Genomic DNA, 25,820 nt, shown 5'->3' with positions numbered 1-25,820 from the left:
AGGTCAGTCACTTCCGTTCGGTGGCAGCGGATTCCGCGGGCGGCGCGGCACTGCCGTCGTCGAACAACGCCTGCCCGGGGCAGCAGCTGACGGCGTGCCGTAGCAGCACCGGGTCGGCGGTGCGGGCGGCGCCGGTGTCGATGACCACGAGCCCGGTGTCGTCCTGCTGGAACACCACCGGGTCGATCAGCACGCACATGCCCGCACCGCAGCAGCGGGTCCGGTCGGCCTGGATCATGCCTGTCGCGTGCCGGCCCGCCGTACGAGCAGCCGGGTCAGGCCGTGGACGATGGTGTCGGACTTCATCTCGTAGGAGTCGAGCGTGAAGCCGCTGTACCGCTCCAGGAAGACCCGGAGCGCCACGGTGATCTCGACCCGCGCCAGTTGCTGCGCCACGCACTGGTGGACCCCGAAACCGAAGGCCAGATGCCCGCGGTCGCGGCGGGTGACGTCGAGCCGGTACGGGTCGGGGAACCGCCGGCTGTCGAAATTGGCCGCGGGCAGCGAAATCGTGATCGTCTCGCCCGGCCGGATCGTCACCCCGCCCAGCTCGACCTCCTGGACCGCGGCGCGGGAGATGCCGTACTGGATGATCGAGAAGAACCGCAGGAACTCTTCCATGGCGTCGGCGACCGCGGTGTCGGACCCGCTGATCGCCGCGGCCGTCTCCGGGTTCTCCAGCAGGTACAGGTAACTCAGCGCGATCATGTTCGTGGTGGTCTCATGACCGGCCGTGTAGAGCTGGAAGGCGATGCTGGTGATCTCGTCGTGGGACAACCGCCCGTCGTCGATCATGTTCTTGATGAACCCGGGAGCGCCGTCCTGCCGGCGCCGCGTCACCACCGCGCCCAGCTCGTCGAAGATCGTGTTGAACATCCGCCGTACCTCGTCGGCGGTGGAGTCCAGCGACAGCATCCGCTCCAGGCAGTCGGCGAGGGTGTGGCTGACAGCCTCCTCGACGCCCAGCAGCTCGGTGATGACCAGGGCGGGCAGGGGCGAGGCGACCTCCGAGACCAGGTCGATCCGCTCGCCGGCACCGGCGTCGAACAGGGTCCGCGCCCGTTCGGTGATGCTCGCCTGCAGCTGCCGCATCTCGCCCAGCCGCAGCGCCGCGGCAACGATGCGCCGGTAGTGGGTGTGCTCCGGCGGGTCCATGCCGACGAACATGCCCGGTCGCTCCTCCGGCGGCTGGCCGTCGCCGATGGCCTCGTGGATGGCCGAGTGCCGCAGGTCGGGGCGGGAGCTGAACTCCGGCATGGTCAGCACCTTGCGGCACAGATCGAAGTCGGTGACGATCCAGCCGATGTGGCCGTCGGCGTACCGCAGCCGGTGGATCGGCCCGGCGGCGGCCATGTCCATGAGCCCGGTCGGCAGCGCGAACACCGAGGTCCGGCCGCGCGGAATGGTGGGAAGGGCGTCCGCGGACTCGGCGAGGCCCTCGGATAGTTCGGTCATTTCCGTTCCCCGATCTCGGTGAGTGCGTGCGCCAGCGCGTCGACGATCCGGCGCACGTCGGTGGGTACGTAGTCGGCTGGGTCCGCGATGAGGGTGATGTCGACGTCCTGCGTCGCCGGGCTCTCGTTCACGGCGATCATCGGCAGCGCGGGAATCGAGGACTCCGGCAGCACGAGCACCTTCCGCGCGTCGGCCAGGCGCGGGAACCGCCGCGCCGCGCCGCGCGCGTTCGACACCACGAGCTGGGCGGGCGCGTTGTGCTCCGGCAGGTACAGGCGGCCGTCGCGGAACGGCGCCGCCGGGGTCTCCGCTTCCAGCCGATCCATGAGTTCGGCGTCGCAGGCCCGTGCCACCTCCAGGAGCTCGGCCGGGGTGCGGGCCGAACGCGGCACCGGCACCAGCGCGCCGTGGCTGCAGTTGCCGATGGCGCGCGGGGGAGTCCGTTCCATCCGCCCGGGTTCGATGAACACCCGGCAGTCCACCGGAACGCCCACCACCACCCGGTCGGAGTGGCCGGGGACGAACGGTGCGACGGCCGTGGCGATCACCGCGGTCAGCGAGGTGGACGCGGCGTCGCAGGCGCCGTCGATGTCCCGCACCTGCTCTGCGGGCAGACGCAGGGTCACCGGCTGCGCGGGTTTGAGCGGCGCCGAGGGGGCCTGGCTGTAGAAGAGCCGGGTCCGGCGGACCGCGTCGGCGGACTGCGCTTCGCCGAACACCGCCTCGGCCGGGATCGGCCAGTCCCGCGCGACCTGCGGAGGCATCGAATCCGCCTCGGGGCGGATGCCGAGCAGGCCGAGCAGGTGATCGACCACGGACAGGATGCCCGTGACATCGCAGAGCGCGTGGTGCAGCCGTCCGGTGACGCGGATGGCCTCCGGGCGGGAGGCCTCGACGGCGAACGCCGACAGCGCGGTGTGGGCGCGGGCGCCGTACGCGGTCGTCTCGACGGCCGGCGCCGCGGCCGCCTCGAACGCGAAACCGTCCGGCGTGCGGGTGATCCGGGCTGCGAGCCGCGGGAAGGCCGCGTACATCCGCGCCAGTCCGGCCGCCGCCGCGGCGGGTGTCACCGGCGCGCGCACCTCGACCTCGAATCCGGTCTGCCAGTCGAGGAAGGCGTGGAAGACCTCGCTCGGCTCCAGAAGGCGGGTCATGCCGGGTCCCCCACCGGCTCGGGCCACAACCGCTCGATCGTCGCGCCGACGGCCCCCGGGATGATGGTGGCCAAGGGCCGACCGTCCGGGTGCTGCGCCGTCGCCGAATCGATGCGCACCGCCGTCAGCATCTCCGCGACGACGATCCACATCATCTGCCAGGCGTACTGCTCGCCCACGCAGTGCCGGGGACCGAGACCGAAGGGCGTGTAGGAGCCCTTGGGAACCGGGCAGCGGCCGGCGCCGAACGTCTCCGGCTCGAAGGCAGCCCCGGCCGGGAACCAGGTACGGTCCCGGTGCATGGCCCAGGGGCTGTACATCACCTCGGTTCCCGCGGGCAGCGCGACACCGCGGATCTCGGTGTCGCGGACCGTGCGCCGGGAGATGACCAGGATCGGCTGGCGGCAGCGCAGCAGCTCCGACAACGTCTGCTTGAGCAGCGGCGTCTCCGACAGGTCCGGGCCGTAGGCGGCGCCGCGACGCCGCGCCTCGGACAGCTCGCTGCGCAGCGCGTCCTGCAACGACTGGTCGCGGGCCAGTTCCATGGTGAGCCAGGACAGGGCGGTGGCCGCCGTCTCCGCGCCGGCCATGGTCACCGCGACGATCTGGTCGGCCATCTCAGTGGCGGTCAGCGGCGATCCGTCGTCGTGGCGCACCGACCGCATGACCGAGATGAGGTCGAGACGGTCCGCCTCAGCCGTGCCCGACGACTCCATCGCCGACGTGATGGCCGCGCGCAACCGGTCCATGGCGCTGTCGTGCAGGCGGTTCCGCCTGGTGGGGATGCGCAGGTACCAACCGGGGACCACGGTGCGGAACATGATCGCCTCGAGCGTCAGCGCGAGCCACTCGTGGATGCGGTCGAACTTCTCGTGATCGATCTCGGTGCCGAACATGGTGGCGGCCAGGATCTTGAACGTCATCCGGTGCAGGGCCGCGTCGATGTCGAGCGTGGCGTTCCAGCCGGACAGCTCCTCCCGCACGACCTCCGTCATCAGCCCGGACAGCCCGACCACGTGCTCGCGTTTGAAGAAGCGGTCCAGATAGCCGCGCTGCCTGCGGTGTTCGGCGCCGTTGGCGAGCACGACGCCGTTACCCGCCAACCGCCGGACCCGGTCGTAGAACACGCCTTTCTCGAAGTCACCGCGCCGGTCCACGAGCATGTCGTTTATCAGCAGCGGGTCGGCGATGAAGACGAAGTTCTTGCCCAGCGCGGTGAACACATGGATGTCGGCGGAGGAATTCTGCGCCGTCACATAGGCCAGCGGATCGCGGGCCAGCCGCCACAGCTGCCGCACCAGACCGAAACCGTGGTGCACGCGGGTGGTGTGCCCGGCCGTGCGGTCATGCCAGCCCTTCGGCGATGAGGGCGGCGTAGGTCTTGTCGGTGAAGACGGTGCTGCCTTGCTGAAGCTGAACGACCTGAGGATACCGGCCATCCCACTGGTGCCTTTCTCCGTTGTATCGCGTGGTGCGGTAGGACCACTCGACGTTGCCGCACATCATGTGCCACAGCAGTCCGCCGTAGACGCTCACCGCGTGCTCGCGTCCCAGTGCGGCGACCGTCTCGTGCAGGGCCCGCCGGAAAGCGATCTCGTTGCGCTGGACCTCGAGCCCCACCCGGTCGAATGCCTCCTGGACCGAACGGTTCTCACTGAGGATCAGGGTGGCGACGGCGTTCACGGCGTCGTCGGCGTCGGCTTCGGCGCGGAACGAGAACAGGTCGTTGGCCAGCGCGATGTGATCGAGGGCGTGGGAGAGCAGCCGTTCGCGATACGCCGAGCCGTCCACCGTCTCCGCCGCGAACGGCGGTGCCAGCGACGCGCCGAGCGCGAAGTACATGCCCATGCCGACGCTGTTGCGCCGCATCCGCAGGTAGGTGTCGAAGTCGTAGACCTCGGCGGAGTTCCGGTAATGGACCTCTTCGACGCACCCGATGAAGAAGCGCTCCACCTCCCGGTGGAAGTCGTCCCACACCTCGGGCGTCAGATAGGTCCGCAGAGTGGACAGGCAGTCGTGCAGCGGCTTGAACCAGATGGCGAGTTCCTCGTTGGCCGGGGAGTCCACCCGGTTCCCTTCGAACAGCACATCGATGGCGGCCTTCATCTCGGCCACGTACACCGGGTCGCTGCCGAGCCGGTCCTTGTCCACCAGCGCGTTGTCGAGGATCGACAGGTATTCGGTGTACCGCGCCGCGGCGACGAGGAACTCATAGGGCGCGGTGGGCAGGACCAGCGCGGTCCACAGCGACGCGCGCTCCTCCAGCAGCGTGGTCAGCTCCGCGGGCGGCAGGAGGTCGGCCAAGCCCTGCCGGCACCACTCATGGCTGTCCTTGACGACCTGGTCGTTGTCAGGGCGTTCCAGCGCGGGCACGCAGTGTTCGAAACTCGGTAGCAGCACATGGGTGCCTGCCAGAGTGCGGGTGAAATTCACTGCCATGGTGTCAGGCGCTCTCATTCAGGAGGGCTGGGATCTGGAAGCGGGGGCTCAATTCGTTCTCGATCCGATCGACCGTGTGCTCACGGAATCCGGCGTCACGCAGCAGTGACCGGGCCTGCTCCATGAGCTCGCGGAGTTCGTCGGATATGTGGGCGGTGTGGGCGTCGACCAGCCGTCTGTACTGTTCGAGATCGTGCTCGGTGCAGTCACCGCGACCGTAGATCTGCGCCAGCGTCGCCCGCTGCGCCGGTGTGCAGTGCGTGGCGACGATGTGGTGCAGCACGGTGGCCTTGCCCGCCTTCAGGTCGTCCAGCGGGCTCTTGCCGGTCACGGCGGACTCGCCGTACACCTCGACCAGGTCGTCGAGCAGCTGGAACGCCTCTCCGAAGGCCGACCCCGCGGCGATGAGCAGCGGTATCGCATCCGCGTCGGCGTCCGCGCAGTGGGCCGCCAGGATCATGGGCGCGATCACGGTGTACCAGCCGGTCTTGTTCACCGACATCTCCGCGACGGCGGTGCGGTCGGCCCGGACCCGGTGGTGCTGCAGCACCGAGTCCTGGAACTCGCCGACCACGGTCCGCAACTGCATCTCCTGGAAGAACCGCGCCACCCGATCCCGGGCCGGCGCCGGGACGCGGTCGATCGCGCGGGCGGTCAGCACCAGCAGCACGTCACCACCCAGCAGCCCGGCCGCGATGCCGAGCCGGGTCGACGAGATCGACGACGGTTCCCGCCCGCCGGGATCCGCCCCGCCCCAGCCGATGTGGAAGGCCGGATGGTTCCGCCGGATGGGACTGTCGTCGATGATGTCGTCGTGGATCAGCGCGGCCGCGTGGAACAGCTCCAGCGCGGCGCAGGCATGGCCGAGCGCCGTGACGGTCGCCTCGTCGGTGCGGCGGTACCCGTCGAGGACGTGCGCCGCCACCCGGGTGCGCCGCATGCTGCCGAACCGCATGACGTAGTCGGACAGTCGCTGCGTGAATGCGGACACGCCGGTGCCGCTGGACCGCGAGCCGGCTGTCAGAACGGCGAACTCGTCCAGCAGCGCCGCCACATCCGTCCGGACGCGATCGACCAGTCGCGCGGCGGTGGAGGTCATCGCGAGACCATCCTGCGTAACCGCATCGGCAGGTTGCCCGGTACCAGGGCGCCCATGGCCGCGGGCGGCACCTGCTGGCCCGGCTGCAGCGACAGTTCGTAGCGTTTGAGGATGTTGACGATCGCGATGGAGATCTCAACCCACGCGAAGTGCTCGCCGATGCAATTGCGTATCCCGGCGCCGAACGGCAGGAAGGCGGTGCGCGGATACTTCTTGGCGTCGTCGATCCACCGGTGCGGCCGGAACTCGTCGGGCTCGTCGTAGACGCTCTCGTCCCGCTGGATGGCGTAGACGGAGTAGAAGACCTGCGTGCCGGGCGGCAGCTCGTAACCCCCCAGGGTGGTGGTCTGCAGGGTGCGCCGCCCCAGTGCCCACACCGGTGGGTAGAGGCGCAGTGCCTCTCTCACCACCGCCTGCAGCAGGGGCAACCCCTGGACGGCGGCCACCGTGTTGGTGCCCGGATCGAAGTCGGCGACCTCGGCGCGCACCTCCTCCTGGATCTGCGGGTGGCGGGCCAGCAGGTAACAGGACCAGGCGATGGCGCTCGGCGTGGTCTCGGAACCGGCGGTGAGGAAGGTCAGGAACTCGTTGAGGATCTGGGCGCGGTCGTTGTCCCGGCGGGCCACCTCGTCATCGGTCCGGGTCAGCACGTCCATGAGGTCGGCGCGGGCGTCGTGCTCGCGTTCCATGTCCAACCGCTCGGTGACCAACCGGTCACCGAGGGCGCGGAGATCGGAGATGGCCGAGTAGAAAGCGCGGTTCTCGGGGGTCGGGATGGTGTCGAACAGGCGCGGCGGCAGGGCGCCGCGCTTCTCGATGCCGGAGATGACGATGGGCATCTTCTCGCGGACGAGCTCCACGTCGCGGTCACTCATCTTGGTGGAGAACAGCGTGTCGATGACGACCCGGGTGGCCAGCCGGTAGAACTCGGGATACAGCTCCACGACGTCGCGGTCCGCCCACGAGTCCACCATGGCCGTGCTGTAGGTGTGCATGGCGTCGATGTAGTCGTTGATCGACGGCTTGTTGAACATCGGCTGCATCAGCCGGCGCTGCCGCAGATGGAAATCGCCTTCGGCCAGTAGCACGCCGTTGCCGAGCATGCTCCGCGCGCGTTCGTACTGGATGCCCTTGTCGTACTTCTTGGCGTCGGTGACCAGGATCTGGTAGAGCAGCTCGTGATTGGAGACCAGGCAGGCGTCCTTCCAGCCGATCTTGATGCGGGACAGCGGCGCGACCCGGGCGGCCGAGTTGAAGAACTTCAGCGGATCCCGCCAGATGTCGAGAGCGTGTCCGACGATTGGCTTGGCGTGCGGCACCAGCGGTGGTTTGACGGCCATGGCGGTGACTTCCTCACCAGGAGATGGGTAGCGAACTGAAACTGCGGAAGACGAAGCCGCCGGGCAGGCGGACCGGTGGCGCCGACTCGTCGAAGCGCGGTGCCGCCGGAACGGCCCTCAGCAACGTCTCCAGCGCGACGCGCGCCTCGGTCCGGGCCAGGTGGGATCCCACGCAGCGGTGGATGCCGTGTCCGAATCCGATGTGCTTGTGGGCGGCGGCCCCGTCCACGTCGTTCCGGGCGGTCAGCATCGGGTACGCGCCGATCACCAGGTGGAGCCGGGCACGTGCGGGAACGGTGATGCCGCGGATCTCGGTCTCCTCCTCGACCGACCGCGGCGCGCTCTGTACCGAGGGGTCGGCGGCCAGCGTCTCCTCGATGAACGCCGGTATGGCGTCAGGGCCACCGGCGAGTTCGGCCCAGCGGCCGGTCTCGATGAGCCGGTTGACCGCGTTGCCGATCAACCCGGAAGTGGTCTCGTGCCCCGCGGCGATCATGACTCTGATGGCGACGATGATGTCGTCCACGTCGTGCACCGCGCCCGGCGTGCCGATGGCCTCCGCCATGTCGAGGATGAGACTCGGGCGACGCTCGGTCCGGATCTCCTCGATCAGGCCGCGCACGTAGTCCTCGTAGGTGCGCACCGCCATGGCGGCGCCCACCTGAGCCTCCGGCGGCAGCGGGGCCACCTGCAGCGCGATCCACATGTCGTTCCACTGCTTGACCTGCTGCCGGTCGTCCTCCGGGATGCCGATGATGTCGGAAACGATCTTGATGGGCAGGGGGAAGGCCAGTTCCTGCATCACGTCGAAGGTGCGCCTGCCGGACAGGTCACCGCACATGCCGGCGGCCAGCTCGCGGATCCTCGGCTCCAGTCTCTCCACCGCGGCGGGGGTGAACGGCCGGATGAAGGTCTTGCGGAAGGCGGAGTGCGCCGGCGGTGTCTCGTTGAAGAGCGCGCCCCGGTAGAACAGCGTCTTCTCCAGAACGGCTCGCGCCTCGTCGCAGACCGGGACCTGGCCTTCCAGATTGTGGACGCTCGTGAACTTGTCGTGGTTCTCGAGTATCTCGAGGATCAGCGCGGGATCGGTCACGACGAATTCGGCGGGACCGATCTCGGTCAGCGGCGCCCTCGAATTCATGTCCCGATAAATCGAGTACGGGTCGATCATGAAGTCGTCGAGGGTGGCGGATAGTGGCATGTGGAAACCTCCGAATGCCATAAGCGAACCGCCATGGCATCATGGGGCGGCAGGCTCGGCGCGCGGTCTGTTCGATTTGCTGAAGGCGGGTGCGACGGGGCCCGGGGGCGTGGAGGAGGAGATCCGTCCTCGGTGAGGGCGGACTCCATTCCCGTGCCGAGACGGACTTGTGCCGGGCATCGGAGCCGTGTTCAAGGACATGGGCATCCCGACCCGTATCCAGATCCCGCTCAGATGTGCCGGACGGTGGATTTCCCTGCCTCACGGCTCTTCGTGCCGGGGCGGGGTGGCGACGCCAACTGATCGCAATGAGTGACGGCCCGCGCCGGAGGCGTATGGCGGGCGACGGGACGCAGTCCTTCCCCGCGGGAAACGGATAGGGGCGCCGGATGCCCCTTGCCGCCGAGTGGCGATGGCGATGGCGACCAAGTCTTCCCCCTGTGAGTTGGTCGTGAGTCGAGGAACCGCCGGGTGGATCAGGCTGTGTTCCGGATGCCGGGGCAGGAGCGCCGGGCGGCGGGTCTCTCCGGGACGCGGACGGCCCCGGCCGGAGTCGGCCGGCGGGAGCGGCGGACCGTGTGGAGCGGGCCCACCCGGTGGAGTGCCCGCGGGTGCCCGGCACCGCGCGGATCGCGCCGAGGCGCCAAGGGCGACGACGCGCCCGGCGTCACCGCGACAGCGGATCGGAGGCGCCGGTTCGAGCGAAAGGAACACCGGCGGATGGTGCGTTGGTTTTCATCATGAGCCTCCGGGATTGCCGAGAATCCATGGATGAGCAGGAGAAACCTCTTGTGCGGGTGCCTCACTCCGTGCGGAATCGAGCCTGGACATCAATGCGCATACGTCGACTCCGTGACCGATCGGCGGTGGTTTCTCCTCATTTCGTGATGATCGTCATGAGATATCGGTGGCACCGATGAAGTCAATGTGACGTGCGTCACTCTGGTCATCGGCCGGCATCTGTGATAGATGAATCGGATGATGCGCGAAATGCGCCCTTGACTCGTCGGTGATCTGCATGTGATCATGTTTTGGCCTTGGGCGGCGGACACTCTTCCGACCAGCACGAATCTGTGCGATGGGATCCCGGGGCGGTTTCTCTATCGCGTTTCCCATCGTCCGCTCCAGGCGCATCATCGAAGTAGCTGCACGCAGCGAATCCAGATGAGGAGGAGTGCGGATGGCCGGTGGGCAAGCGAGTCATTGGGGGCGGCCGAAGTCATGGCTCGCCGTATCGGTGGTCGCAGCCGGATTCGCCGTGGGCGGAGTGGCGCTCACGCTCGGCCCGAACTGGGCGCTCCTGTGGACGGGGATCGGCATCTGTGTACTCGGTGGAATCCTGATCTTCGCGTTCGGTGTCTTCTCCGACGTGGTCCTCGATGCTCCGCGCCAGGCGATGGTGATCGAGGACGTCCATCGCGAGAGCGTCCGCCGCGAGGACGTCCACCGCGAGGACGTCCACCGCGAGAAGGCATAGGGCGGATCGGCCCTTCCCGGAAACGGTGGGAGCGCGGGCCGAACGCGGTGGTCAGGCGGCCGTCGGCAGAGTAGGTGAAGTCCCGGTCGTCGGCGGTCGCCCGCGCCAGGCCATGGCTGTGCCCTCCGGCAGCCGCATGTCGCGGTTGCAGGATGCCGGCCGTACTCGGTCGGAGCGGTTCCGCCGTCGGCCGCATGGGCCGCGACGCCGGATCCGGATTCCCCGGGGATTCCCGGACCTCGGCCTGCCCGACGTCACGTGGCCGGGTGCGGCGGTGCTGCTCGCCGGATCCGTGGTCGCGGTGGCGACCGTGCGCCCGTGGGGCGCGCGGGTGCCTCCTGGCGCCGTGTCGGTCGGCGTGTGGAGCGTGACGTGGCCCTGACGGGCGGCTGCTGAGCGCTGCTCGACCTGATTCAGCTGGCCCTGACCCCGTCACCGACCGCCACGGCGGCGGAGTGACATTCGCCGGGCGGTTGTGCCTGGCCGTCGTGGGAACCCTGTTCACGGCCACCGCGCCGGCGCATGCCCGCCGTGGTGCCGGCCTCTGTCCCCGGTGCGACCGGGCGCACCCTCGCGGGTGTCGGGCCGGCGGTGTCCCGCGCCGCACGCGGCGCCCTCCGCGGTGCGGCGGATACGGCTGGGGCGGATACGGCTGGGCGCCGGCCGCCGCCGTCTCCTACCAGTGCCGGACCCGGCCCCTATGTGTCCCGGCGAAGACGAATCGCCCTCCGGCAGGACCGGGGGACCGTGCAGTGATCGGTTCCGGCGTCTTCAGCGCGCAACCGATCATGGAAGCTGGCCGTCTCTCCGTTTGATCTGGGTGAATGAACTTCCCGTACCCGCAGTCTCACGTTCGTCATCACGCCGGGGGACTGCCGATCACCCTGTTCGCCTGCCCGGAAGGTGTCCCTGAGCCGAGGAAACGCTGATCGCGCCCGAAACGCCCATCAGGGGAAGTGCGTGCCGGCTTCCGGGGTGGCCAGCAGGATGATGACGAGGAGCGAGCCCAGAGTCGTGAGCGCGAAGCGCGTCAGGACCAGCGGGCGCAGCCAGGAAGGGAACTCGGTACTCGCGGCGGCGATCACGGCATGGGTGTCGATGTCGCGCACGGCGGGGTCGTCGGACCGGGCGAAGGCGGCCTGGGTGTAGCGGGCGGCGAACACCTGGCCGGCGGTGACCGTGCCGGCGGCGAGCAGGACGACCGGTTCGATGATCCAGGACAGGATGCGGCCGCTTCGGTGGGCGGTGAGGTTGAGCCAAGCCAGCGTCGCCATCACCGCGGCGATGCCGAGCGCGAGCGCGAACTCCCAGCGCTCCTCTTTGAACCTGATCCCGTGCCGCACGAGGACCGCTGCGGGGTGGCCCTGCCTGACGACCTCTGTTTCGGCAGCGTGCTGGGCCGCGCCTCCGGTGATCCAGACGGTGATCGGGATGATGAGGAAGGCCGCGGCGAGCAGGAACTGCAAGGTGACGGCGATGGCGACGGGTACCGGCATGGTGGACCTCCGGGGTGCCTGGTCGACGGGTTCGGCGGCGGAGCGGGCGAAGCGGCTCCGCGTGAGAGGGCAGGCGGTGTCAGGCGAGGGCCGCGGCGGCCAGAGCGAGGATCGAGGCGCCGAACACCACGGCGTGCCGGACGTTCTGCAGGGTCCATGTCCAGGAGGGGAAGCCGCCCTCGGCCGCCTTGAGCAGGGCGGGCACGTCGATGCGGGCGAGCATCGGGTCGCCATTGCGCCGGAAGGCGGCCTGCACGGACGTCGCGGCGGTCAGCTGGCTGTACAGGATGAGGCAGTTCACGACCAGGACCAGCGCCTGGAAGACCAAGGTCAGGGGTCGGGCCCAGTCGCCGCCGGACAGGTTGAGCGCGGCCAGCGCCGCCATCACCGCCGCGACCGCGGCCGGGGCGGCGGTCTCGTGGCCGCCCGCGTCGAACCTCATCCCGTTCTCGGCCAGGACCGTGGTCCGCACGCCCTGACGGGCCAGCTCCGCCTGCGCGCGGGCGGTCGCGGCGGCTCCGTAGCGGTGGCGGACCAGGGGGATGCTCAGGAAGGCCACGGCGACGAGCAGCTGCATGACGGTGGTGAGAGCGTTCACGTGGGTCTCCTTCGCGGGCGCCCTCCGGCACCCCGTCGATTTGAACTAAGTTCAATAGGACGGTAACCCGCTTCTCGAACTAAGTGCAAGCCATCTCTTGAACTTTGTGCAAGGAGGGTGGGGTGGCCTATCGTGAGCCCATGCCGCGCGAGACCCTGACCAAGGAGCAGATCGTCCGGACCGCGATCGAGCTGCTCGACGACGAGGGCCTGGACGGCCTCAACATGCGCAGCCTGGGCAGGCGGCTGGGCGCCGCCGCCACCGCGGTCTACTGGCACGTCAAGAACAAGGACGACCTCATCGCCCTGGCCGGCGACCGGGTCTGGGACGAGATCGACCTGCCCGACCCCGACGCGGCCGGCTGGCGCGCCGCAGCCGTCACGCTGGCCACCGGCCTGCACGCGATGCTCGGCCGGCACCCGTGGCTGGTGCAGGCCTTCGGCTCCCACCTCTTCCACGGCCCGGGCAAGGCACGCTACGACGACCGCAGCCTCGCGGTCTACGAGGCGGCCGGCTTCACCGGGGCGCAGGCCGACTCCGCCGCCGCCGCCGTCTTCACCTTCGTCCTGGGCAACGTCCTGGGCGCCTCGGCCATGGTCTCCCTGATTCGGCGGCTGGGCAGGGACGGCGCGGACGCCGCGGCCGTCGTCGAGGACACGATGGCCAAGGCACGCGAGGTCGCCCTGGAATTCCCTCGGCTGCGCGCCCGTATCGAGACCCCGATGGCCGCGGACTACGCCGCCGCCCCCGAGCGGACCTTCGAATACGGCCTGCAGGCACTCCTCGACGGCCTGGAAGCCCGGCTCACCGCCCCCCGCCCACCGGCCGACGCGGAGCCGCGCCGGACCCCCGCACTGTCCGAGTAGGGCCTCCCCTCTCCCGGACTGCTCGTTGTGCCCGGATTCCGGATCGTGTCGCCTCCGGTCGCCGTCGTCGCTGTCGCCTCCGGAGGACGCAGCACCTCCGGCAGGGAGGGCGTCGGATCGGATCGCGGAGTCGGAGCGCCCCCGCCGGAGGCATGACGCGTCTGGTCGCAGGTCAACGGTTGATCGTCGTGCAGAGAACGATGTTCCGCACTCTGGCCGCTCCAGGCCGGGGCGGTACTACGGGCGCGGAGGTGTCGTCGGCATAGCGCCGGTTCCCTTCCGCGCCGCGTTCGGTTTCGTAAGGGTGGCAGATGGCTTCGTATTCCGCTTCCGACACCCAGGAGTCGAGGGGGGTGGACGCGCCGGTGACCATCAAGGTCAGCAGAGCTGCGGGAGCGGCGAGAGCGCGTATAGCCCGTCTGGTCATGTGGATTCAGCCTTCCGGAGGTTCAGCTATCTGATCACGGCGGGGCGGCTGCGTGGCACGTCGGGCGGTGGCGTGCCGGTGGTCGGCGCGGTGGTGTGGTGCGGCGGGCGCGCGGTGCGGAGACGGTCCGGGGCTCCGCCGGCCGGGACCGGCGCCCAGGCCGCACGCCCGGACGGCGGGCGGCAGAGGGCCGGGGTACGGCGGCGCGCCGCGCCGCCGTTTGACAGCTCACAAGAACAGTTCGGCATAAGAACAGTCCGGCGATGCCCATGCCGGAGGCCGGGCGCCGGCGTCACTGAGCTCGGGGAGGCTCCTGGTCTTGCGGCCGCGGCCGCCCACCCGAAGGGTCTTCTTCCTTGAATCCCTGTCGCGAGATTCTCGGTCTTTCCGTGCGGGGTTCTTGAGGCTGCTCAAAGCCGGATGCCAGGGGTAGGCGCCGGTGCTGTCGGCCCCGGAGCCGGGGGCGTGGGGCTCGGATCGACCGGGACCGGGAAGGACGCGCACACCTTCGGCATGGAGTCGTTCGACGCTGCGGCGGAACGGGGCGCGGGCGGTGGGAGCGGTGTTGACGAAGGGCAGGACCATCACGGGGGATGCCCAGGCCGGGGGCCTCGGCGAGCAGGCCCGGGGCGTAGGTGTCGGCGATGCCCCGGGCGAACTCGCCGATGGTGTTGTAGGTGGCCGGCGCCACGATGATCGCGTCCGCCCGGGGTGACCTGGGCTCGCCGGGGAGCGGTAGCGGCTGCGGAGGGGGCGATCTGAAGCGCTGCGGCGTCAGGTCGTCCGGGCCGAAGCCGGACCGGACCGATCGGGCGGTTCCGGCTGCCCTGGCGCGACTCCTGCCGCAGAGGTCGCGGGCTCATCGGCTGGTGACGCCGGGCAACCTGCTGGCCTGGCACCGCCGCCTGGTCCGAGATCGGTGGACGTACCCGAGCCGGTCCGGCCGCCCGAGGACGGGCAAGGAGATCCGAGACCTGGCGCTGAGCCTGGCGCGGGAGAGCCCGGCGCGTGCACGTCCTCGGCGTGACCGCCAACCCCGCCAGTGCCTGGACGGCCCAGCAGGCCCGCAACCTGCTCGTGGACCTCGGCGACCGGGTCAGGTCCCTTCCGTTTCCTCATCCGCGACCGAGACACCGAGCTCACCGCTGTCTTCGACGCGGTCTTCGCCGGCGCGGGCGTGCTGGTGAGGACTCCGTCGCGAACGCCGCGGGCGAACTGCTGTGCCGAGCGGTGGGGCCGCACTGTGCGGACCGAGCGCACCGACCGCATGCTGACCTACAACGAGCGGCACCTACGGTCCGTTCTGATCGAGTGTGCCGCTCATTACAACGGCCACCGGCCGTACCAGTCCCGTGCGCAGCGGCTGCCCGATCACGATGAGCGGACCGTGGTGCCGCTGGAAGGCCGGATCGGCCGCCGGAGAGTGTTCGGCGGGCTGATCAACGAGTACCACCGAGCCGCGTAGCCGCCCTGGAGAACTCCCAGTTCAGGATCTACGCGATGAATTTTGAATCGGTACAAGCCGTGCCGAGGTTTCCGCCATCTCTAAGTCTGCACAGCTATTAGGAACGAACCTTGCCTATTCGGTTCCTATGGTGAAGCCATGACGAACGACAGCACGATCACCCCGTTCCGGATCGAGATCCCCCAGAGCGACCTCGACGATCTCCAGCAGCGGCTGGCCCGGACCCGGTGGGCCGAGGAGCTTCCCGCCGGCGAGCCGGCGCCCGCCGGGCCGGTGCCACCCGGCTGGGAGTACGGCGTCCCGGTCGGCTACGTCAAGCAGCTGGTCGAGCGGTGGCGCACGGGATACGACTGGCGCGCCTGGGAGGCCAGGTTGAACGCGTATCCGCAGTTCACCACCGAGATCGACGGCCAGAACATCCACTTCCTGCACGTACGCTCGCCGGAGCCGGACGCGACACCGCTGATCCTGACCCACGGCTGGCCGACCTCGGTGGTCGAATGGCTGGACGTGATCGGCCCGCTCACCGACCCCCGGGCCCACGGCGGCGATCCGGCGGACGCGTTCCACCTGGTCATTCCGTCGGTGCCGGGCTTCGCCTTCTCCGGGCCGACCCGGGAACGCGGCTGGGACCGGTACCGGGTGGCCCGGGCCTGGGCCGAGCTGATGCGCCGGCTCGGATACGACCGCTACGGCGCGGCCGGCAACGACGGCGGATCGCTGATCTCGCCCGAGGTCGGCCGGGCCGACCCCGAGCACGTGTGCGGCGTGCACGTGACGCAGGTCTTCTCATTCCCCTCGGGTGACCCCGCCGAGCTGGGCGGACTCAGCGAGGAGGAGCGCGGCAAGCTCGCGTTCGCCGAGTGGTTCACCCAGAACCGGGGCGCCTACGACAAGCTCCAGTCCACCGAGCCGCAGAACCTGGCGCATGCTCTGGCCGACTCTCCCGCCGGCCTGCTGGGCTGGCACGCCCAGCTCTTCGGCCCTTCGCTCGACCCGGATTACGTGCTCACCAACGTGATGGTCTACTGGCTGACCAACACCGCCGCCTCCGCCGCCCGGTTCTACTGCGAGGACGCGGCGACCGCCCCCGCCCGGCAGAAGTCCAACGGCCGGGGGGCCATCGTGCCCGAGCCGACCACCGTGCCCCTCGGGCTGGCCAATTTCGCCTGGGACTACCAGTCGATCCGGACGTTCGCCGACCGCGACCACAAGAACATCATCTCCTGGAACGTCTACGACCGGGGCGGACACTTCGCCGCACACGACGCGCCCGATCTCCTCGTCCAGGACATCCGGCAGTTCTTCCGCAAGGTGCGCTGACCTACCTCCGCCAGTCCGCAGTCCCCCGGTGTCTTCACACGAAAGGAATCCCTCATGTATCTGGTCATCGGTGCCACCGCTCACTTCGGCCGTCAGACGGTGGAGGAACTGGTCGCCGCGAACGTGCCGGTTCGGGCGCTGACCCGTACTCCGGAGCGAGCCGGACTCCCGGCGGAAGCCGAGGTCGTGCGGGGCGATCTGACCAAACCCGAGACGCTGCCCGCGGCGCTGACCGGCGTCGAGGCCGCCTTCCTGGTCCCGCAGTACGGCTTGGACTTCACTCCGCTGTTGGAGGCCGCAGGCCAGGCCGGAGTACGGCGGCTGGTACTCCTGTCCTCAGGGGCGGTCGTCCCGGGCACCGAGCCGCAGCCCGACGTGATCGCCCGTTATCACCGCAGCGTCGAGCGGGCCATCGAGGCGTCCGGGATCGAGTGGACGTTCCTGCGGCTGCTGTTCCCCGCCATCAACTCGTTGACGTTCGCGATGCAGCTCCAGGGCGGTGACGTCATCCGCGCACCGTACGCGGAAGCGGCCTTCAGCGCGGTGCACGAGCGAGACGTCGCCGAGGTGGCCGCGCGGATTCTGATCGGCGGCGGGCACGCGGGGCAGGCCTACGACCTGACCGGCCCCGAGTCGCTCACCCAGGCACAGCAGGTCCACATCCTCGGCCAGGCGCTGGAGCGTCCGCTCACCGTCGAGGACGTCGACCCCGAACCCGTGCTGCAGCAGATGAGCCGGTTCATGGACCACGAGTTCCTGACGGCGCTGTTCGGTCTCATGGCGCAGGCGGTCGGCAAGCCCGCGCCGGTCAACGACGTCATCGAGCAGATCACCGGGCACCCGGCACGCACCTACGCTCGATGGGCCGCGGACCACCGGGCCGATTTCACCGGCTGACCCCTGTAATACCGCTTCGAAATCCATCGCGAAGGGCTTGGGCCGGGAGCTCTCCGAAACGGCTACGCGGCTCGGCGGTACTCGTCGATCAACCCGCCGAGCACCTTCCGGCGTTCGATCCGGCCTTCCTCCCGATCGGTGCGCCAGCACACCGGGGTGTCGCAGACCGGCATCGGCAGCATGACCGGCATGAGCCGGAGCGCCGCGAGGTCCGCTCCCCGGCGAGCCCAGATCGCCCCGGGCGGACACGATCATCGTGGCGCCGGCCGCCTACAACACCATCGACGAGTTCGCCCAGGGCATCACCGACGCCTACGCTCTGGGCCTGCTCGCCGAGGCCCCCGGCCTGGGCGTCCCCGTGGTGGTCCTGCCCTTCGTCAACACGGCGTTCGCTTCCCGTGTCCCGTTCCGCCGCGGCGTCGAATCGTTGCGAGCCGAAGGCGTACACGTTCTACTCGGCCCCGGCCAGTTCGAGCCCCATGCCCCCGGCTCCGGAGCCGACCGCCTTCACATCTATCCCCGGCACTTGGCCCTGAAGCAGCTGAACAGCACCTGAGCCAACCTCCCTGCACTTCCACCCCGACTCGCCGAAGCCTTGAGGATTTTTCATCCTGATGGCCCAGGTCGCCGCGGTGCGGGTGCCGAGAATCCATCCGTGCAGGCCAGAGCGCTGACTGATGATCACGTATCTCGAGTCTCGGGGGCGTGAGGCCTACGCCGCCGCGGCATGATGATCTGTCGTGCCGCTGCGTCTGGTCTTCTCACCGCGACGATCGTCTTCGCGTTCCTGCGGCTGCTGCCGGGAGGGGATCGTGACAAGAAGATCGAGATCTGAGGTGCTGCGGCACCAGCTGATGGTCCTGCAGCGTCAGGTGTCCAAGCCCGCCTTCACCCCTGGCGACCGCTTCGTGCTCGCCGGGCGTCATTGCGTGCCGTGCCGCACCGCGACAGGCGAGCAAACACCGAGCAAGCATGGGCCCTTGACCATGTCCGGGTTCAGGATGGCTCAGGCGGCCTTCACGGTGTGGTCGCCGAAGTCGGCCACCACGTCCAGCGTGCCGCCCAAGGCGACGACGTAGGAACGCGAGATGTCCAGGCCGCCGATCTGGCCGTGCTCGATCTGGGACACACGCGCCTGGGAGACACCCATGCGTTCGGCCGGGAGCTTCTGGGAGATGCCCAGGCGTTTGCGCATCTCGGCGAGCTGGGCGCCGCGCGGTTCCGCCCGGAGTCGCTCGCGGCCGACCTCCCGGGCGGCGACGCGCTCGGGGGAGTCCCAATCGGGGTCGATCTCACGGACCTTGGCCTTGGTGTCGGACAACTTCACGACTCGCTCATAAGCGTTCCTTCTCCTTCTCGGTGCGGTATGCGGCGTAGCGTTCCCCGCCAGGGGAATCGCCGTGCCGTACCACCGGTTCCATTCCCCTGCTTTGTCGCCGGCGATCAGTACGATGGCCGCTGCCGGCCCGAGCGGGGCTGGTGCGTGCTCCCCCTCCGCTTCACCATGGGAGGGGGCCGTAGCGGTCGATGATCCGCCCGGTTCCGGCGCTGGGGTTCTCGGTGGCCAGCGTCACGATGGCGTCGGTTCCCTCGGTCACGGTCTGGGTGCCGGTGTGGCCGTTGAGGTCGGTCGCGGTGTAGCCGGGATCGACGGCGTTGAACCGGACGTCGCCGAACGCCTTCGCGTACTGCGTGGTCAGTATCGTGACGGCGGCCTTGGAGGCCGCGTAGGCGGGGGCGATCACCTTGGACTCGACCCGTTCGGGGTCGTGGGTGAGTGCGAGGGAGCCCAGGCCGCTGGTGACGTTGACGACGGCCGGAGCGCCGGAGGCGCGCAGGAGCGGCAGGAAGGCGGTGGTGACGCGCACGACGCCGGCCACGTTGGTGTCGAGCACCAGAGCGGCCTCCGCGCCGGTCAGCTCCTCGGCCGACACGACGCTGCCGGTGATGCCGGCGTTGTTGATCAGAACGTCGATCCGGCCCTCGTTGGCCGCGACGTCGGCGGCCGCGGCCGCGACCGAGGCATCGTCGGTGACGTCGATCTGGACGAAGCGGGCACCGAGCTCCGCCGCCGCACGGCGTCCGCGATCGGCGTCGCGGGCGCCGAGGAGCACGGTGTGGCCGAGTTCGGTGAGGCGGCGGGCGGTCTCGAATCCGAGGCCCTTGTTGGCGCCGGTGATGAATGTGGTCTTGGGCATGCCCAGAGCCTTGCCGAGTCTGCCGGGACCAGCCAGAGAACGGTTTTCAGTAGGACCAGCAGTACCACCGGGCGAGCACGGAAACCGACGTTCGGCTGCTTAGGATGCAGAGGTGAAGAACGGACATATCGTCGATAATCAACTGGGAGTGACACTTCGGGCCTGGCGGGATCGGCTCTCGCCAGAAGCCGCCGGACTGCCGATGGACAGGGCGCGTCGATCGCCGGGCCTGCGGCGGGAGGAGCTCGCCGAGCTGGCCGGCCTCTCCGTCGATTACCTTGTGCGGCTCGAGCAGGGCCGGGCCGTCAGCCCCTCCGAGCAGGTCGTCGGCTCGCTGGCCCGCGCGCTGCAGCTTTCCCAGGACGAGCGGGACCACCTCCATCGGCTTGCCGGGTTCGGGCCGCCGCAGGACCAGCGGGTCGTCGACGACATTCCGCCGAGCATGCAACGGCTGCTGGCCCTGCTCGGCTCCACTCCGGTCGCGGTCTTCGCCGCAGACTGGAAGCTCGTCTGGTGGAACGCCAGGTGGGCAGCGCTGTTCGGCGAACCCACGCGGATCGGGGCCGAGGAACGCAACCTGGTGCGGCTGCGCTTTCCCATCGCCTCGGACCGCGGCCGTTTGACGAGCTGGCCGGTGATCCCGATCAACGCCGAGGCCGCCGACCGGGCCCTCGTGGCCGACCTGCGCCGAGCCGCGGCCCGGTTCCCCGAAGATCCGCGCGTGTCCGAACTGGTGGCCAGCAGGGTCGCCGGCAATCCCCGGTTCGCCGCGTTCTGGGCCGATGCCGCCGTGGGCCGGCACGCCGAGGACCGCAAGACCATCCGGCACCCCGTCATCGGGGAGGTGAGCGTCGACTGCGACGTCCTGACGGACGGGGACACCGACCTCAAAGTCGTCGCTTATACGGCGGTCCCGGGCAGCGAGGACGAGTCCAAGCTCGAGCTCGCCGGCATCATCTCCCCGCAGGGGAGCGACGCATGACCACGATCGGCATCATCGGAGCGGGCGAGGTGGGCAGTCAGCTCGCCCGCGCAGCCGTTGCCCACGGTTACCAGGTGGTCATCGCCAATTCACGAGGACCGGAGACGCTGACGCACCTCGTCGACGAGCTCGGGCCCTCGGCCCGTGCCGCGACAGCGGCCGACGCCGCCGAAGCGGGTGACTCCGTGATCACCGCCGTCCCCCTCAAGCTGGTCAACGACATGCCTGTGGAGCAGCTGGCCGGCAAGATCGTGCTCGACACCAACAACTACATGCCCTGGCGTGACGGACACTTCCCGACCATCGACTCAGGGGAGAAGACCGTGCACGAGCTGCGGCAGGAGCAGTTGCCCACCTCAAAGGTCGCCAAGGCGTTCACCCACATCCAGGCTCCACGCCTCTTCCTGTCCGCAAGGCCCCCGGGCACTCCCGGCCGGCATGCCCTCTCGGTCTCCAGCGACCACCCCGAGGCGGTGGAGCTCGTCACGCGGCTGTACGACGAGTTCGGGTTCAACACCGTCGACAACAGCCCACTCAGCGAGTCCTGGCGAAGCGGCCCGGGCCAGCCCGCCTGGCTGTCGCACGCTCACCAGACGCGCAAGCAACTCGCCGCCAACCTGGCCGACGCGCGCCGGATCCCGTACCCCGTCCGAGGCTGAGCCTCGGCACTCATGTCGCCGCCCGGCACCGCACCGGCAGAGCCGACGGCTTCGGCACCGACCTCGGCCGACTCGCGGAGGACACTAGCCCGAGTTCCCCGACCTCGGCGAGGAGCCTGCGCGAAGACCGTTCGCGGACCCAGCGGCGCGCCAGCCGAGAAGAATCGTGCTGCACGCCTGTTCGGCGAGGCGTTGCGCCCGTTCGGTCCCGACGGTGCCGAGATATCCAAGTGCGGCCATGCCGTGCAGGGTGCCCCAGAGGATCTCGCAGGCATCCGATTGATCAGGCAGGGTCACGCCGTGCGCTTCAGACCACGCGTCCAGCAATTCGGTGAGCAGATCGATGGCAGGCGCCGCAGCGCGCCGACGCTCATCCGCGCTGGTCACGGTGCCGTTCATGGCTTGGTAGAGGTGGGGGTGCTCGCCGGCGAAGCGAACGTACTGGGCGGCGACCCGCACTATGCGTCCGTCGATGTCGGATGCCTCGTCGACCCGCCTCAGCTCGGCCAGTAGCTGGTCGTAACCGCGTACGACCAGCTCCAGCACAAGTGCGTCCTTGTTGGCGAAGTGCTGGTAGACGATCGGCGCCGTGTACTCCACGTCGGCGGCGATACGCCGGATCGTCAGTGCCGCGGCGCCCTCGGACTCGAGAAGGCGCATGGCGGTCTCGACGATGCTGGCGCGGATGTTCGCCCGCTCGCGCGCGCGTCGTGTACTGCTCGGCATGTCCCGTCACTTCACTTCGGTGTCGCACCGCACAGTAACGCCCTGCTTGACGATCGAGTCGCCGCACCCCTAATCTAACGACGTTAGATTTTTTTACGTCGTTAGGAAGTGTGATGATCTACCACGTCAATCGCATCAAGCTCAAGCCGGATGCCCCGTCGGCGCAGGTGGAGGAGGCGCTTGAAAGCCTCCGCAACCAGGGCCGGCAGGTGTCCTCGGTGAAGTCGTTCGTCGTCGGCCGCGACCACGGCGGCGATTTCGACTGGGGCGCCACCTACGTCATCGAGGACCTCGACGGGCTCTGGGAATACCTGACGCATCCCGCGACCCTGAACTCCGACAAGGTCGGCCTGCCCGTGGTCGAGCGACTCGACATCTTCGACATCAGTGACGACGAGGACCCCGAGCTGGCCGCGAAGATCGAGGAGCTGCACCGGCGCCGTAACGAACTGAGCCCCGAAACGCACAAGATGCTGGCCGACGTCCCCACCTATCTCGGCGCGGGCCTCGAGGGCGATCCCAAGAACTGATCATCGGCTGGCTCCGGTGGCGTACACCCGTGCCGGGGCCGGTCGCCGCAGATTCATCGAAGTGGTGGGGGAGCGAGTAACGAGGCGAGGCTCCTGGCCGTCGCGGTGGTGCGAACGCCGTACATGGTGGTGACCTGCACCAGAACGAGCCGGCTGCCCACGTTGGCAGCCGGCTTCGGCGTCCCCCCGGGCGATGCGCGACGAGGTGGTCCGGCGACCTCGGCACTTCACGCACCGGGCCTGGGCAAAACCGGCGGTCAGATGACCAGAACGACAAGAGCCGTGTGACGGGAGACTGCTACGCACGGATCTGCGGGAACCCGGAGGGGAGATCCATCCGGGCTACCCGACCTTCTGAAAAACAGGGGCCTGGTCCGTGCTCGCTCCCGTAGAGATGCCCGCTCCAGCACTGTACGGCCGCCCCAGCCACGTCAGCTTCGGTATGAGCCGTACTCGAGGTCGTGCAGAATGCCTTTGCCCACGGGGTGCCAGCCGAAGTGGTCACGGACCCTCGTGGGAACCACCCAGAGGTTCTTTGTGAGCTGCTCCGCCATCGGCCCGAGTCCCGCCGCAGCGGTGTACCGCTTCAAAAGTCGTCGCAGGGTGCTTGACCTGCAAGTCGACCAGATGCGGCGGTACGGGCAAGATCGGTTCTTGTGTCTGTCCGTCTCCTGTATCTGATCGTGGTCCGGGTGTTCGGCTGGCTGGCGTTGCTGGGCCGGAGCGAGGCGGCCAAGGACGTCGAGATCATGGTGCTGCGGCATGAGGCGGCGGTGCTGCGGCGTCAGGTCGCCCGGCCCAAGCCGGACTGGGCCGATCGGGCGGTCCTGACCGCGCTGGCACGACTCCTGCCGCCCGGGTTGCGGGCTCATCGGCTGGTCACGCCGGGCACACCGCTGGCCTGGCACCGCCGCCTGATCCGGCGCCGATGGACGTATCCGAGCACGTCCGGCCGTCCCCCGATGAGCAAGGAGATCCGGGACCTGGTGCTGCGCCTGGCGGGGGAGGACCCGGCCTGGGGATGTCGTCGGGTGCACGGTGAACTGGTCCGGCTCGGCTACCAGGTCAGTGAAGCGACCGTACGCCGGATGCTTCGACACGGACGGGTCGGCCCGGCTCCTCGGAACGTCGACACCTCGTGGAGGACCTTCCTGCGTGCCCAGGCGCAAGGGCTGCTGGCCGTCGACTTCTTCCACGTCGACGCGATCTTCTTGAAGCGCCTGTATGTGCTGTTCGTGATGGAAGTGGCGACCCGGCGTGTTCATGTCCTCGGCGTGACCGCGAACCCGACCGGCGCCTGGGCGGCGCAGCAGGCCCGCAACCTGCTCATGGACCTCGGCGGCCGGGCCGGTTCCTTCCGCTTCCTCATCCGCGACCGAGATACCAAGTTCACCGATGTCTTCGACGAGGTCTTCGCCGGCGAGGGCGTGACGGTGCTGAAGACCCCGCCGCGAACGCCGCGGGCCAACTGCTATGCCGAGCGGTGGGTACGCACCGTACGAGCCGAGTGCACCGACCGCATACTGATCTACGGCGAACGGCACCTGCACTCGGTGCTGGCCGAGTACGCCGATCACTACAACGGGCATCGGCCGCACCAGTCCCGCGCGCAGCGACCACCCGATCACAACGAGCGGGCCACCGTACCGCTGGAAGGTCGGATCGAGCGCCGGAAGGTGCTCGGCGGGCTGATCAACGAGTACCACCGAGCCGCGTAGCCACTCCGGAGAACTCCCAGCTCAAGCTCTATGCGATGGATTTCGAAGCGGTACACGGTCCCACGCCGGTCGTCACTACCCTTCGGCGCTGTAACTTCGACCCTTCAAGCTCATAAACATGGAGCAAACATCGGCGGCCTGCTGCACGCCAAGACCCCGCCTGGCCCGAGAAAGCACAAATCAGACGGGGTCTGAGTAGTAGGGCGCCTGGGACTCGAACCCAGAACCTACGGATTAAAAGTCGACGGGTTCACTGCCGTACGGTGCCGCGACGTGCCGTCTGACGACAACCTGTCCATGACTGTCCTTTTTGTCCTGCCGGGTTGTGTCGCCGTGTGCCGCACCGAACCGCGACATATGAGCAACCACCGAGCAAACATGGCCACTTGACCCGTTCGGCCGTCCCTACGGTGGCCGTTTCAGGCAGTGATCACCTGGATCTGGGATTCGAGTCCGGCGAAGTCGTCGGGGTTCCGGGTGACCAGGGGAAGAGCGTTGGCCGCGGCGACTGATGCGATCAGCAGGTCGGCGAGCCGCTTGCGCGGTTGGCGGCCGAGGTCCAGCACGAGCGCGTAGATGATCCCGTAGGCGCGGGCCGCGTCGGTGTCGAAAGGGATCGGGTCGAAGGTGGACTCCGCCCACTGCAACACCGCCTGCCGTACGGCTCGCGCGTCGGCGGTCTTGGCCGCGTGCGGACCGGCTGCGAGTTCGGCCATCGAGATGGAGCTGACCGCCGGGCGCAGGTCACCCGGTCGGCAGCCGAGTGTGCCTGCGATGTGCTGTTCGTCGAGCCGTTCGAGATCGATGATGGCGGAGGTGTCCAGCAGGAGGTTGTGCGGGTCGCTCACCGAGCGTCCCCGAGCAGGGTGTCGGGGTCGATCGCGGCGTCGACGTCGCTGCGGAACTCGGCGTGGTCGATGCGCGGCAGGCGGGCGGCGGTGCGCCTGAGCTCGCTCCACGGCACGAAGGTCCGGCGGCCGGTGACCAGCCGGAGCGCGTGGGCGCGGACCTCGACCAACTGGTCGGGGGTCAGCTGCTCGACGAGGTGGTGCACGTCGTCGTAGTCATGGGCGGCGGTCATGTCTTCGAGTGTACGCACGACCCCTGCCCGTACGGTTGGAAATACTGCGGGCACCGGTGTCGCGGTCCGGCTGTCTCGCGGATCCGGACAGTGTCGTGGCGGGGTCCGCCTGGCGCGGTGGGGCTGCCCGCGGTTGGGCGGTCACCCTCGGTGGCGCGCTCAAGCCCGCGTTGATGCCGCAGGCGGCCGAGATGCTGGGGTGCCGCGCCGCCGAAGGTCCGGCGGCTCAGCGACGTTCCTGCGGTCCACCGCGCTTGGACGTGTGGGTGCCGGAAACTCATCCGCGCAGGTCAGAACGCTGGCTGATGATCACATGCCTCGAGTCTCGGGATCGTGAGGTCTGCACCGCCGCGGCATGATGATCTGTCGTGCCGCTGCGTCTGGTCTACCTCATCGTGACGGCCGTCTTCGCGTTCCTGCGGCTGCCGCCGGGAAACGATCATGACAAGGAGATCGAGATCTTGGTGCTGCGGCACCAGCTGACAGTCTTGCAGCGCCAGGTGTCCAAGCCTGCCTTCACGTCCGGTGACCGCTTCGTGCTCGCCGGACTGCTCGGCCTCCTGCCGGGGGACACGCTGCGACACCTTGCGCTGCTGGCGCGCCCGGAGACGATCCTGCGCAGGCACCGCGACCTTGCGCCTGCCGATAATGTCATCCGGCCAGGTCATGGGCTTGCTGGGGATCTCCTG

The 25,820-nt window shown here is 69.1% G+C and carries 29 protein-coding genes; 11 read left to right on the top strand and 18 right to left on the bottom strand.

The window, feature by feature from the left end; translation table 11 throughout:
- Positions 1–7: 7 nt before the first annotated feature.
- From ABD823_RS16600 to ABD823_RS16560, 9 genes are all read right to left on the bottom strand, one after another.
- Positions 8–238, bottom strand: a complete 231-nt coding sequence (locus ABD823_RS16600) for a ferredoxin (RefSeq protein WP_344860474.1) — start codon at positions 236–238, stop codon at positions 8–10.
- Positions 235–1,455 carry a cytochrome P450 gene (locus ABD823_RS16595; RefSeq protein ID WP_344860472.1) on the bottom strand — a complete coding sequence of 407 codons (1,221 nt, stop codon included), beginning with the start codon at positions 1,453–1,455 and terminating at the stop codon, positions 235–237. The genes ABD823_RS16600 and ABD823_RS16595 overlap by 4 nt, the downstream gene beginning before the upstream one ends.
- Positions 1,452–2,609, bottom strand: a complete 1,158-nt coding sequence (locus ABD823_RS16590) for a hypothetical protein (RefSeq protein WP_344860470.1) — start codon at positions 2,607–2,609, stop codon at positions 1,452–1,454. Before ABD823_RS16590 ends, ABD823_RS16595 begins: the two co-directional genes overlap by 4 nt.
- A complete protein-coding gene (locus ABD823_RS16585) occupies positions 2,606–3,928 on the bottom strand; it encodes a cytochrome P450 (protein WP_344860468.1) in 1,323 nt (440 codons plus the stop codon). The genes ABD823_RS16590 and ABD823_RS16585 overlap by 4 nt, the downstream gene beginning before the upstream one ends.
- Positions 3,929–3,953: 25 nt before the next feature.
- On the bottom strand, positions 3,954–5,009 hold the full coding sequence (locus ABD823_RS16580; RefSeq protein ID WP_344860465.1) for a terpene synthase family protein: 1,056 nt from the start codon (positions 5,007–5,009) through the stop codon (positions 3,954–3,956).
- Positions 5,010–5,052: 43 nt separating this feature from the next.
- On the bottom strand, positions 5,053–6,147 hold the full coding sequence (locus ABD823_RS16575; protein WP_344860463.1) for a polyprenyl synthetase family protein: 1,095 nt from the start codon (positions 6,145–6,147) through the stop codon (positions 5,053–5,055).
- The gene (locus ABD823_RS16570) at positions 6,144–7,487 is read right to left on the bottom strand and encodes a cytochrome P450 (RefSeq protein WP_344860461.1); all 1,344 of its coding nucleotides are present in this window, start codon (positions 7,485–7,487) and stop codon (positions 6,144–6,146) included. The genes ABD823_RS16575 and ABD823_RS16570 overlap by 4 nt, the downstream gene beginning before the upstream one ends.
- A 13-nt stretch (positions 7,488–7,500) precedes the next feature.
- Positions 7,501–8,688 (bottom strand): cytochrome P450 family protein, encoded by a 1,188-nt coding sequence (locus tag ABD823_RS16565; RefSeq protein ID WP_344860458.1) that lies wholly within the window; start codon positions 8,686–8,688, stop codon positions 7,501–7,503.
- An 894-nt stretch (positions 8,689–9,582) separates the two neighbouring features.
- On the bottom strand, positions 9,583–9,708 hold the full coding sequence (locus ABD823_RS16560; protein WP_344860456.1) for a hypothetical protein: 126 nt from the start codon (positions 9,706–9,708) through the stop codon (positions 9,583–9,585).
- Positions 9,709–9,868: 160 nt separating this feature from the next.
- On the opposite strand from ABD823_RS16560, the gene ABD823_RS16555 reads away from it, so the two are divergent.
- A complete protein-coding gene (locus ABD823_RS16555; protein WP_344860454.1) occupies positions 9,869–10,165 on the top strand; it encodes an HGxxPAAW family protein in 297 nt (98 codons plus the stop codon).
- Positions 10,166–11,112: 947 nt separating this feature from the next.
- Here the strand turns inward: ABD823_RS16555 and ABD823_RS16550 are convergent.
- Positions 11,113–11,661: a hypothetical protein gene (locus tag ABD823_RS16550; RefSeq protein WP_344860452.1), complete on the bottom strand. Its 549-nt coding sequence runs from the start codon at positions 11,659–11,661 to the stop codon at positions 11,113–11,115.
- 79 nt (positions 11,662–11,740) lie between these two features.
- Positions 11,741–12,259, bottom strand: coding sequence for a hypothetical protein (locus ABD823_RS16545; protein WP_344860450.1), 519 nt, complete (start codon positions 12,257–12,259; stop codon positions 11,741–11,743).
- 140 nt (positions 12,260–12,399) lie between these two features.
- On the opposite strand from ABD823_RS16545, the gene ABD823_RS16540 reads away from it, so the two are divergent.
- Complete coding sequence (locus tag ABD823_RS16540) at positions 12,400–13,125, top strand: TetR/AcrR family transcriptional regulator (protein WP_344860448.1); 726 nt, start codon at positions 12,400–12,402, stop codon at positions 13,123–13,125.
- A 719-nt stretch (positions 13,126–13,844) separates the two neighbouring features.
- Here ABD823_RS16540 and ABD823_RS16535 read toward each other — a convergent pair.
- Positions 13,845–14,243 (bottom strand): hypothetical protein, encoded by a 399-nt coding sequence (locus ABD823_RS16535; RefSeq protein ID WP_344860446.1) that lies wholly within the window; start codon positions 14,241–14,243, stop codon positions 13,845–13,847.
- A 552-nt stretch (positions 14,244–14,795) separates the two neighbouring features.
- Here ABD823_RS16535 and ABD823_RS16530 point away from each other — a divergent pair.
- The 3 genes from ABD823_RS16530 to ABD823_RS16520 all read left to right on the top strand — a co-directional run bounded on the left by ABD823_RS16530 (position 14,796) and on the right by ABD823_RS16520 (position 17,237).
- Entirely contained in the window at positions 14,796–15,017 is a 222-nt protein-coding gene (locus ABD823_RS16530; RefSeq protein WP_344860444.1) for a hypothetical protein, read from the top strand.
- Between the two features lie 138 nt (positions 15,018–15,155).
- The gene (locus ABD823_RS16525) at positions 15,156–16,340 is read left to right on the top strand and encodes an epoxide hydrolase family protein (RefSeq protein WP_344860442.1); all 1,185 of its coding nucleotides are present in this window, start codon (positions 15,156–15,158) and stop codon (positions 16,338–16,340) included.
- A gap of 54 nt (positions 16,341–16,394) precedes the next feature.
- Positions 16,395–17,237: an NAD(P)H-binding protein gene (locus tag ABD823_RS16520; protein ID WP_344860440.1), complete on the top strand. Its 843-nt coding sequence runs from the start codon at positions 16,395–16,397 to the stop codon at positions 17,235–17,237.
- Between the two features lie 62 nt (positions 17,238–17,299).
- Here ABD823_RS16520 and ABD823_RS16515 read toward each other — a convergent pair whose 3' ends face one another.
- A complete protein-coding gene (locus ABD823_RS16515) occupies positions 17,300–17,428 on the bottom strand; it encodes a hypothetical protein (protein ID WP_344860438.1) in 129 nt (42 codons plus the stop codon).
- 59 nt (positions 17,429–17,487) lie between these two features.
- Between ABD823_RS16515 and ABD823_RS16510 the strand changes: the two genes are divergently transcribed.
- A complete protein-coding gene (locus tag ABD823_RS16510) occupies positions 17,488–17,793 on the top strand; it encodes an HFCD family protein (RefSeq protein WP_425566620.1) in 306 nt (101 codons plus the stop codon).
- A 450-nt stretch (positions 17,794–18,243) separates the two neighbouring features.
- Here the strand turns inward: ABD823_RS16510 and ABD823_RS16505 are convergent, their stop codons facing one another.
- Both ABD823_RS16505 and ABD823_RS16500 read right to left on the bottom strand, forming a co-directional pair.
- On the bottom strand, positions 18,244–18,564 hold the full coding sequence (locus ABD823_RS16505) for a helix-turn-helix domain-containing protein (RefSeq protein WP_344860435.1): 321 nt from the start codon (positions 18,562–18,564) through the stop codon (positions 18,244–18,246).
- A 172-nt stretch (positions 18,565–18,736) separates the two neighbouring features.
- Complete coding sequence (locus ABD823_RS16500) at positions 18,737–19,435, bottom strand: SDR family NAD(P)-dependent oxidoreductase (protein ID WP_344860433.1); 699 nt, start codon at positions 19,433–19,435, stop codon at positions 18,737–18,739.
- Between the two features lie 112 nt (positions 19,436–19,547).
- Between ABD823_RS16500 and ABD823_RS16495 the strand changes: the two genes are divergently transcribed.
- Positions 19,548–20,417, top strand: a complete 870-nt coding sequence (locus tag ABD823_RS16495; protein WP_344860432.1) for a helix-turn-helix transcriptional regulator — start codon at positions 19,548–19,550, stop codon at positions 20,415–20,417.
- On the top strand, positions 20,414–21,076 hold the full coding sequence (locus ABD823_RS16490) for an NADPH-dependent F420 reductase (protein ID WP_344860430.1): 663 nt from the start codon (positions 20,414–20,416) through the stop codon (positions 21,074–21,076). Before ABD823_RS16495 ends, ABD823_RS16490 begins: the two co-directional genes overlap by 4 nt.
- 84 nt (positions 21,077–21,160) lie before the next feature.
- On the opposite strand, the gene ABD823_RS16485 is transcribed toward ABD823_RS16490, so the two are convergent.
- Positions 21,161–21,802: a TetR/AcrR family transcriptional regulator gene (locus ABD823_RS16485; RefSeq protein ID WP_344860428.1), complete on the bottom strand. Its 642-nt coding sequence runs from the start codon at positions 21,800–21,802 to the stop codon at positions 21,161–21,163.
- 113 nt (positions 21,803–21,915) lie between these two features.
- Here ABD823_RS16485 and ABD823_RS16480 point away from each other — a divergent pair, with 113 nt between their 5' ends.
- Positions 21,916–22,332 carry a Dabb family protein gene (locus ABD823_RS16480; RefSeq protein ID WP_344860426.1) on the top strand — a complete coding sequence of 139 codons (417 nt, stop codon included), beginning with the start codon at positions 21,916–21,918 and terminating at the stop codon, positions 22,330–22,332.
- Positions 22,333–22,988: 656 nt separating this feature from the next.
- Positions 22,989–24,050 (top strand): integrase core domain-containing protein, encoded by a 1,062-nt coding sequence (locus tag ABD823_RS16475; protein WP_344860425.1) that lies wholly within the window; start codon positions 22,989–22,991, stop codon positions 24,048–24,050.
- 419 nt (positions 24,051–24,469) lie between these two features.
- Here ABD823_RS16475 and ABD823_RS16470 read toward each other — a convergent pair whose 3' ends face one another.
- Both ABD823_RS16470 and ABD823_RS16465 read right to left on the bottom strand, forming a co-directional pair.
- On the bottom strand, positions 24,470–24,898 hold the full coding sequence (locus ABD823_RS16470) for a type II toxin-antitoxin system VapC family toxin (RefSeq protein ID WP_344860423.1): 429 nt from the start codon (positions 24,896–24,898) through the stop codon (positions 24,470–24,472).
- Positions 24,895–25,131 (bottom strand): hypothetical protein, encoded by a 237-nt coding sequence (locus ABD823_RS16465; RefSeq protein WP_344860421.1) that lies wholly within the window; start codon positions 25,129–25,131, stop codon positions 24,895–24,897. Before ABD823_RS16465 ends, ABD823_RS16470 begins: the two co-directional genes overlap by 4 nt.
- A 368-nt stretch (positions 25,132–25,499) precedes the next feature.
- On the opposite strand from ABD823_RS16465, the gene ABD823_RS16460 reads away from it, so the two are divergent.
- On the top strand, positions 25,500–25,820 hold a 321-nt coding region (locus ABD823_RS16460), incomplete at its 3' end, for a hypothetical protein (protein WP_344860420.1).

The organism is Planomonospora alba (genome assembly GCF_039534085.1).
Classification (GTDB): domain Bacteria; phylum Actinomycetota; class Actinomycetes; order Streptosporangiales; family Streptosporangiaceae; genus Planomonospora_B; species Planomonospora_B alba.
This window is presented reverse-complemented; position numbering and strand designations above follow the sequence as displayed.

Excerpts from the sequence above, each read along its gene's own strand:
- ABD823_RS16600 (WP_344860474.1), bottom strand. The coding sequence starts at position 238 with ATGATCCAGGCCGACCGGACCCGCTGCTGCGGTGCGGGCATGTGCGTG.
- ABD823_RS16595 (WP_344860472.1), bottom strand. The coding sequence starts at position 1,455 with ATGACCGAACTATCCGAGGGCCTCGCCGAGTCCGCGGACGCCCTTCCC.
- ABD823_RS16590 (WP_344860470.1), bottom strand. The coding sequence starts at position 2,609 with ATGACCCGCCTTCTGGAGCCGAGCGAGGTCTTCCACGCCTTCCTCGAC.
- ABD823_RS16575 (WP_344860463.1), bottom strand. The coding sequence starts at position 6,147 with ATGACCTCCACCGCCGCGCGACTGGTCGATCGCGTCCGGACGGATGTG.
- ABD823_RS16570 (WP_344860461.1), bottom strand. The coding sequence starts at position 7,487 with ATGGCCGTCAAACCACCGCTGGTGCCGCACGCCAAGCCAATCGTCGGA.
- ABD823_RS16565 (WP_344860458.1), bottom strand. The coding sequence starts at position 8,688 with ATGCCACTATCCGCCACCCTCGACGACTTCATGATCGACCCGTACTCG.
- ABD823_RS16560 (WP_344860456.1), bottom strand. The coding sequence starts at position 9,708 with ATGCAGATCACCGACGAGTCAAGGGCGCATTTCGCGCATCATCCGATT.
- ABD823_RS16555 (WP_344860454.1), top strand. The coding sequence starts at position 9,869 with ATGGCCGGTGGGCAAGCGAGTCATTGGGGGCGGCCGAAGTCATGGCTC.
- ABD823_RS16550 (WP_344860452.1), bottom strand. The coding sequence starts at position 11,661 with ATGCCGGTACCCGTCGCCATCGCCGTCACCTTGCAGTTCCTGCTCGCC.
- ABD823_RS16540 (WP_344860448.1), top strand. The coding sequence starts at position 12,400 with ATGCCGCGCGAGACCCTGACCAAGGAGCAGATCGTCCGGACCGCGATC.
- ABD823_RS16525 (WP_344860442.1), top strand. The coding sequence starts at position 15,156 with ATGACGAACGACAGCACGATCACCCCGTTCCGGATCGAGATCCCCCAG.
- ABD823_RS16520 (WP_344860440.1), top strand. The coding sequence starts at position 16,395 with ATGTATCTGGTCATCGGTGCCACCGCTCACTTCGGCCGTCAGACGGTG.
- ABD823_RS16515 (WP_344860438.1), bottom strand. The coding sequence starts at position 17,428 with ATGCCGGTCATGCTGCCGATGCCGGTCTGCGACACCCCGGTGTGCTGG.
- ABD823_RS16500 (WP_344860433.1), bottom strand. The coding sequence starts at position 19,435 with ATGCCCAAGACCACATTCATCACCGGCGCCAACAAGGGCCTCGGATTC.
- ABD823_RS16490 (WP_344860430.1), top strand. The coding sequence starts at position 20,414 with ATGACCACGATCGGCATCATCGGAGCGGGCGAGGTGGGCAGTCAGCTC.
- ABD823_RS16485 (WP_344860428.1), bottom strand. The coding sequence starts at position 21,802 with ATGCCGAGCAGTACACGACGCGCGCGCGAGCGGGCGAACATCCGCGCC.
- ABD823_RS16480 (WP_344860426.1), top strand. The coding sequence starts at position 21,916 with ATGATCTACCACGTCAATCGCATCAAGCTCAAGCCGGATGCCCCGTCG.
- ABD823_RS16465 (WP_344860421.1), bottom strand. The coding sequence starts at position 25,131 with ATGACCGCCGCCCATGACTACGACGACGTGCACCACCTCGTCGAGCAG.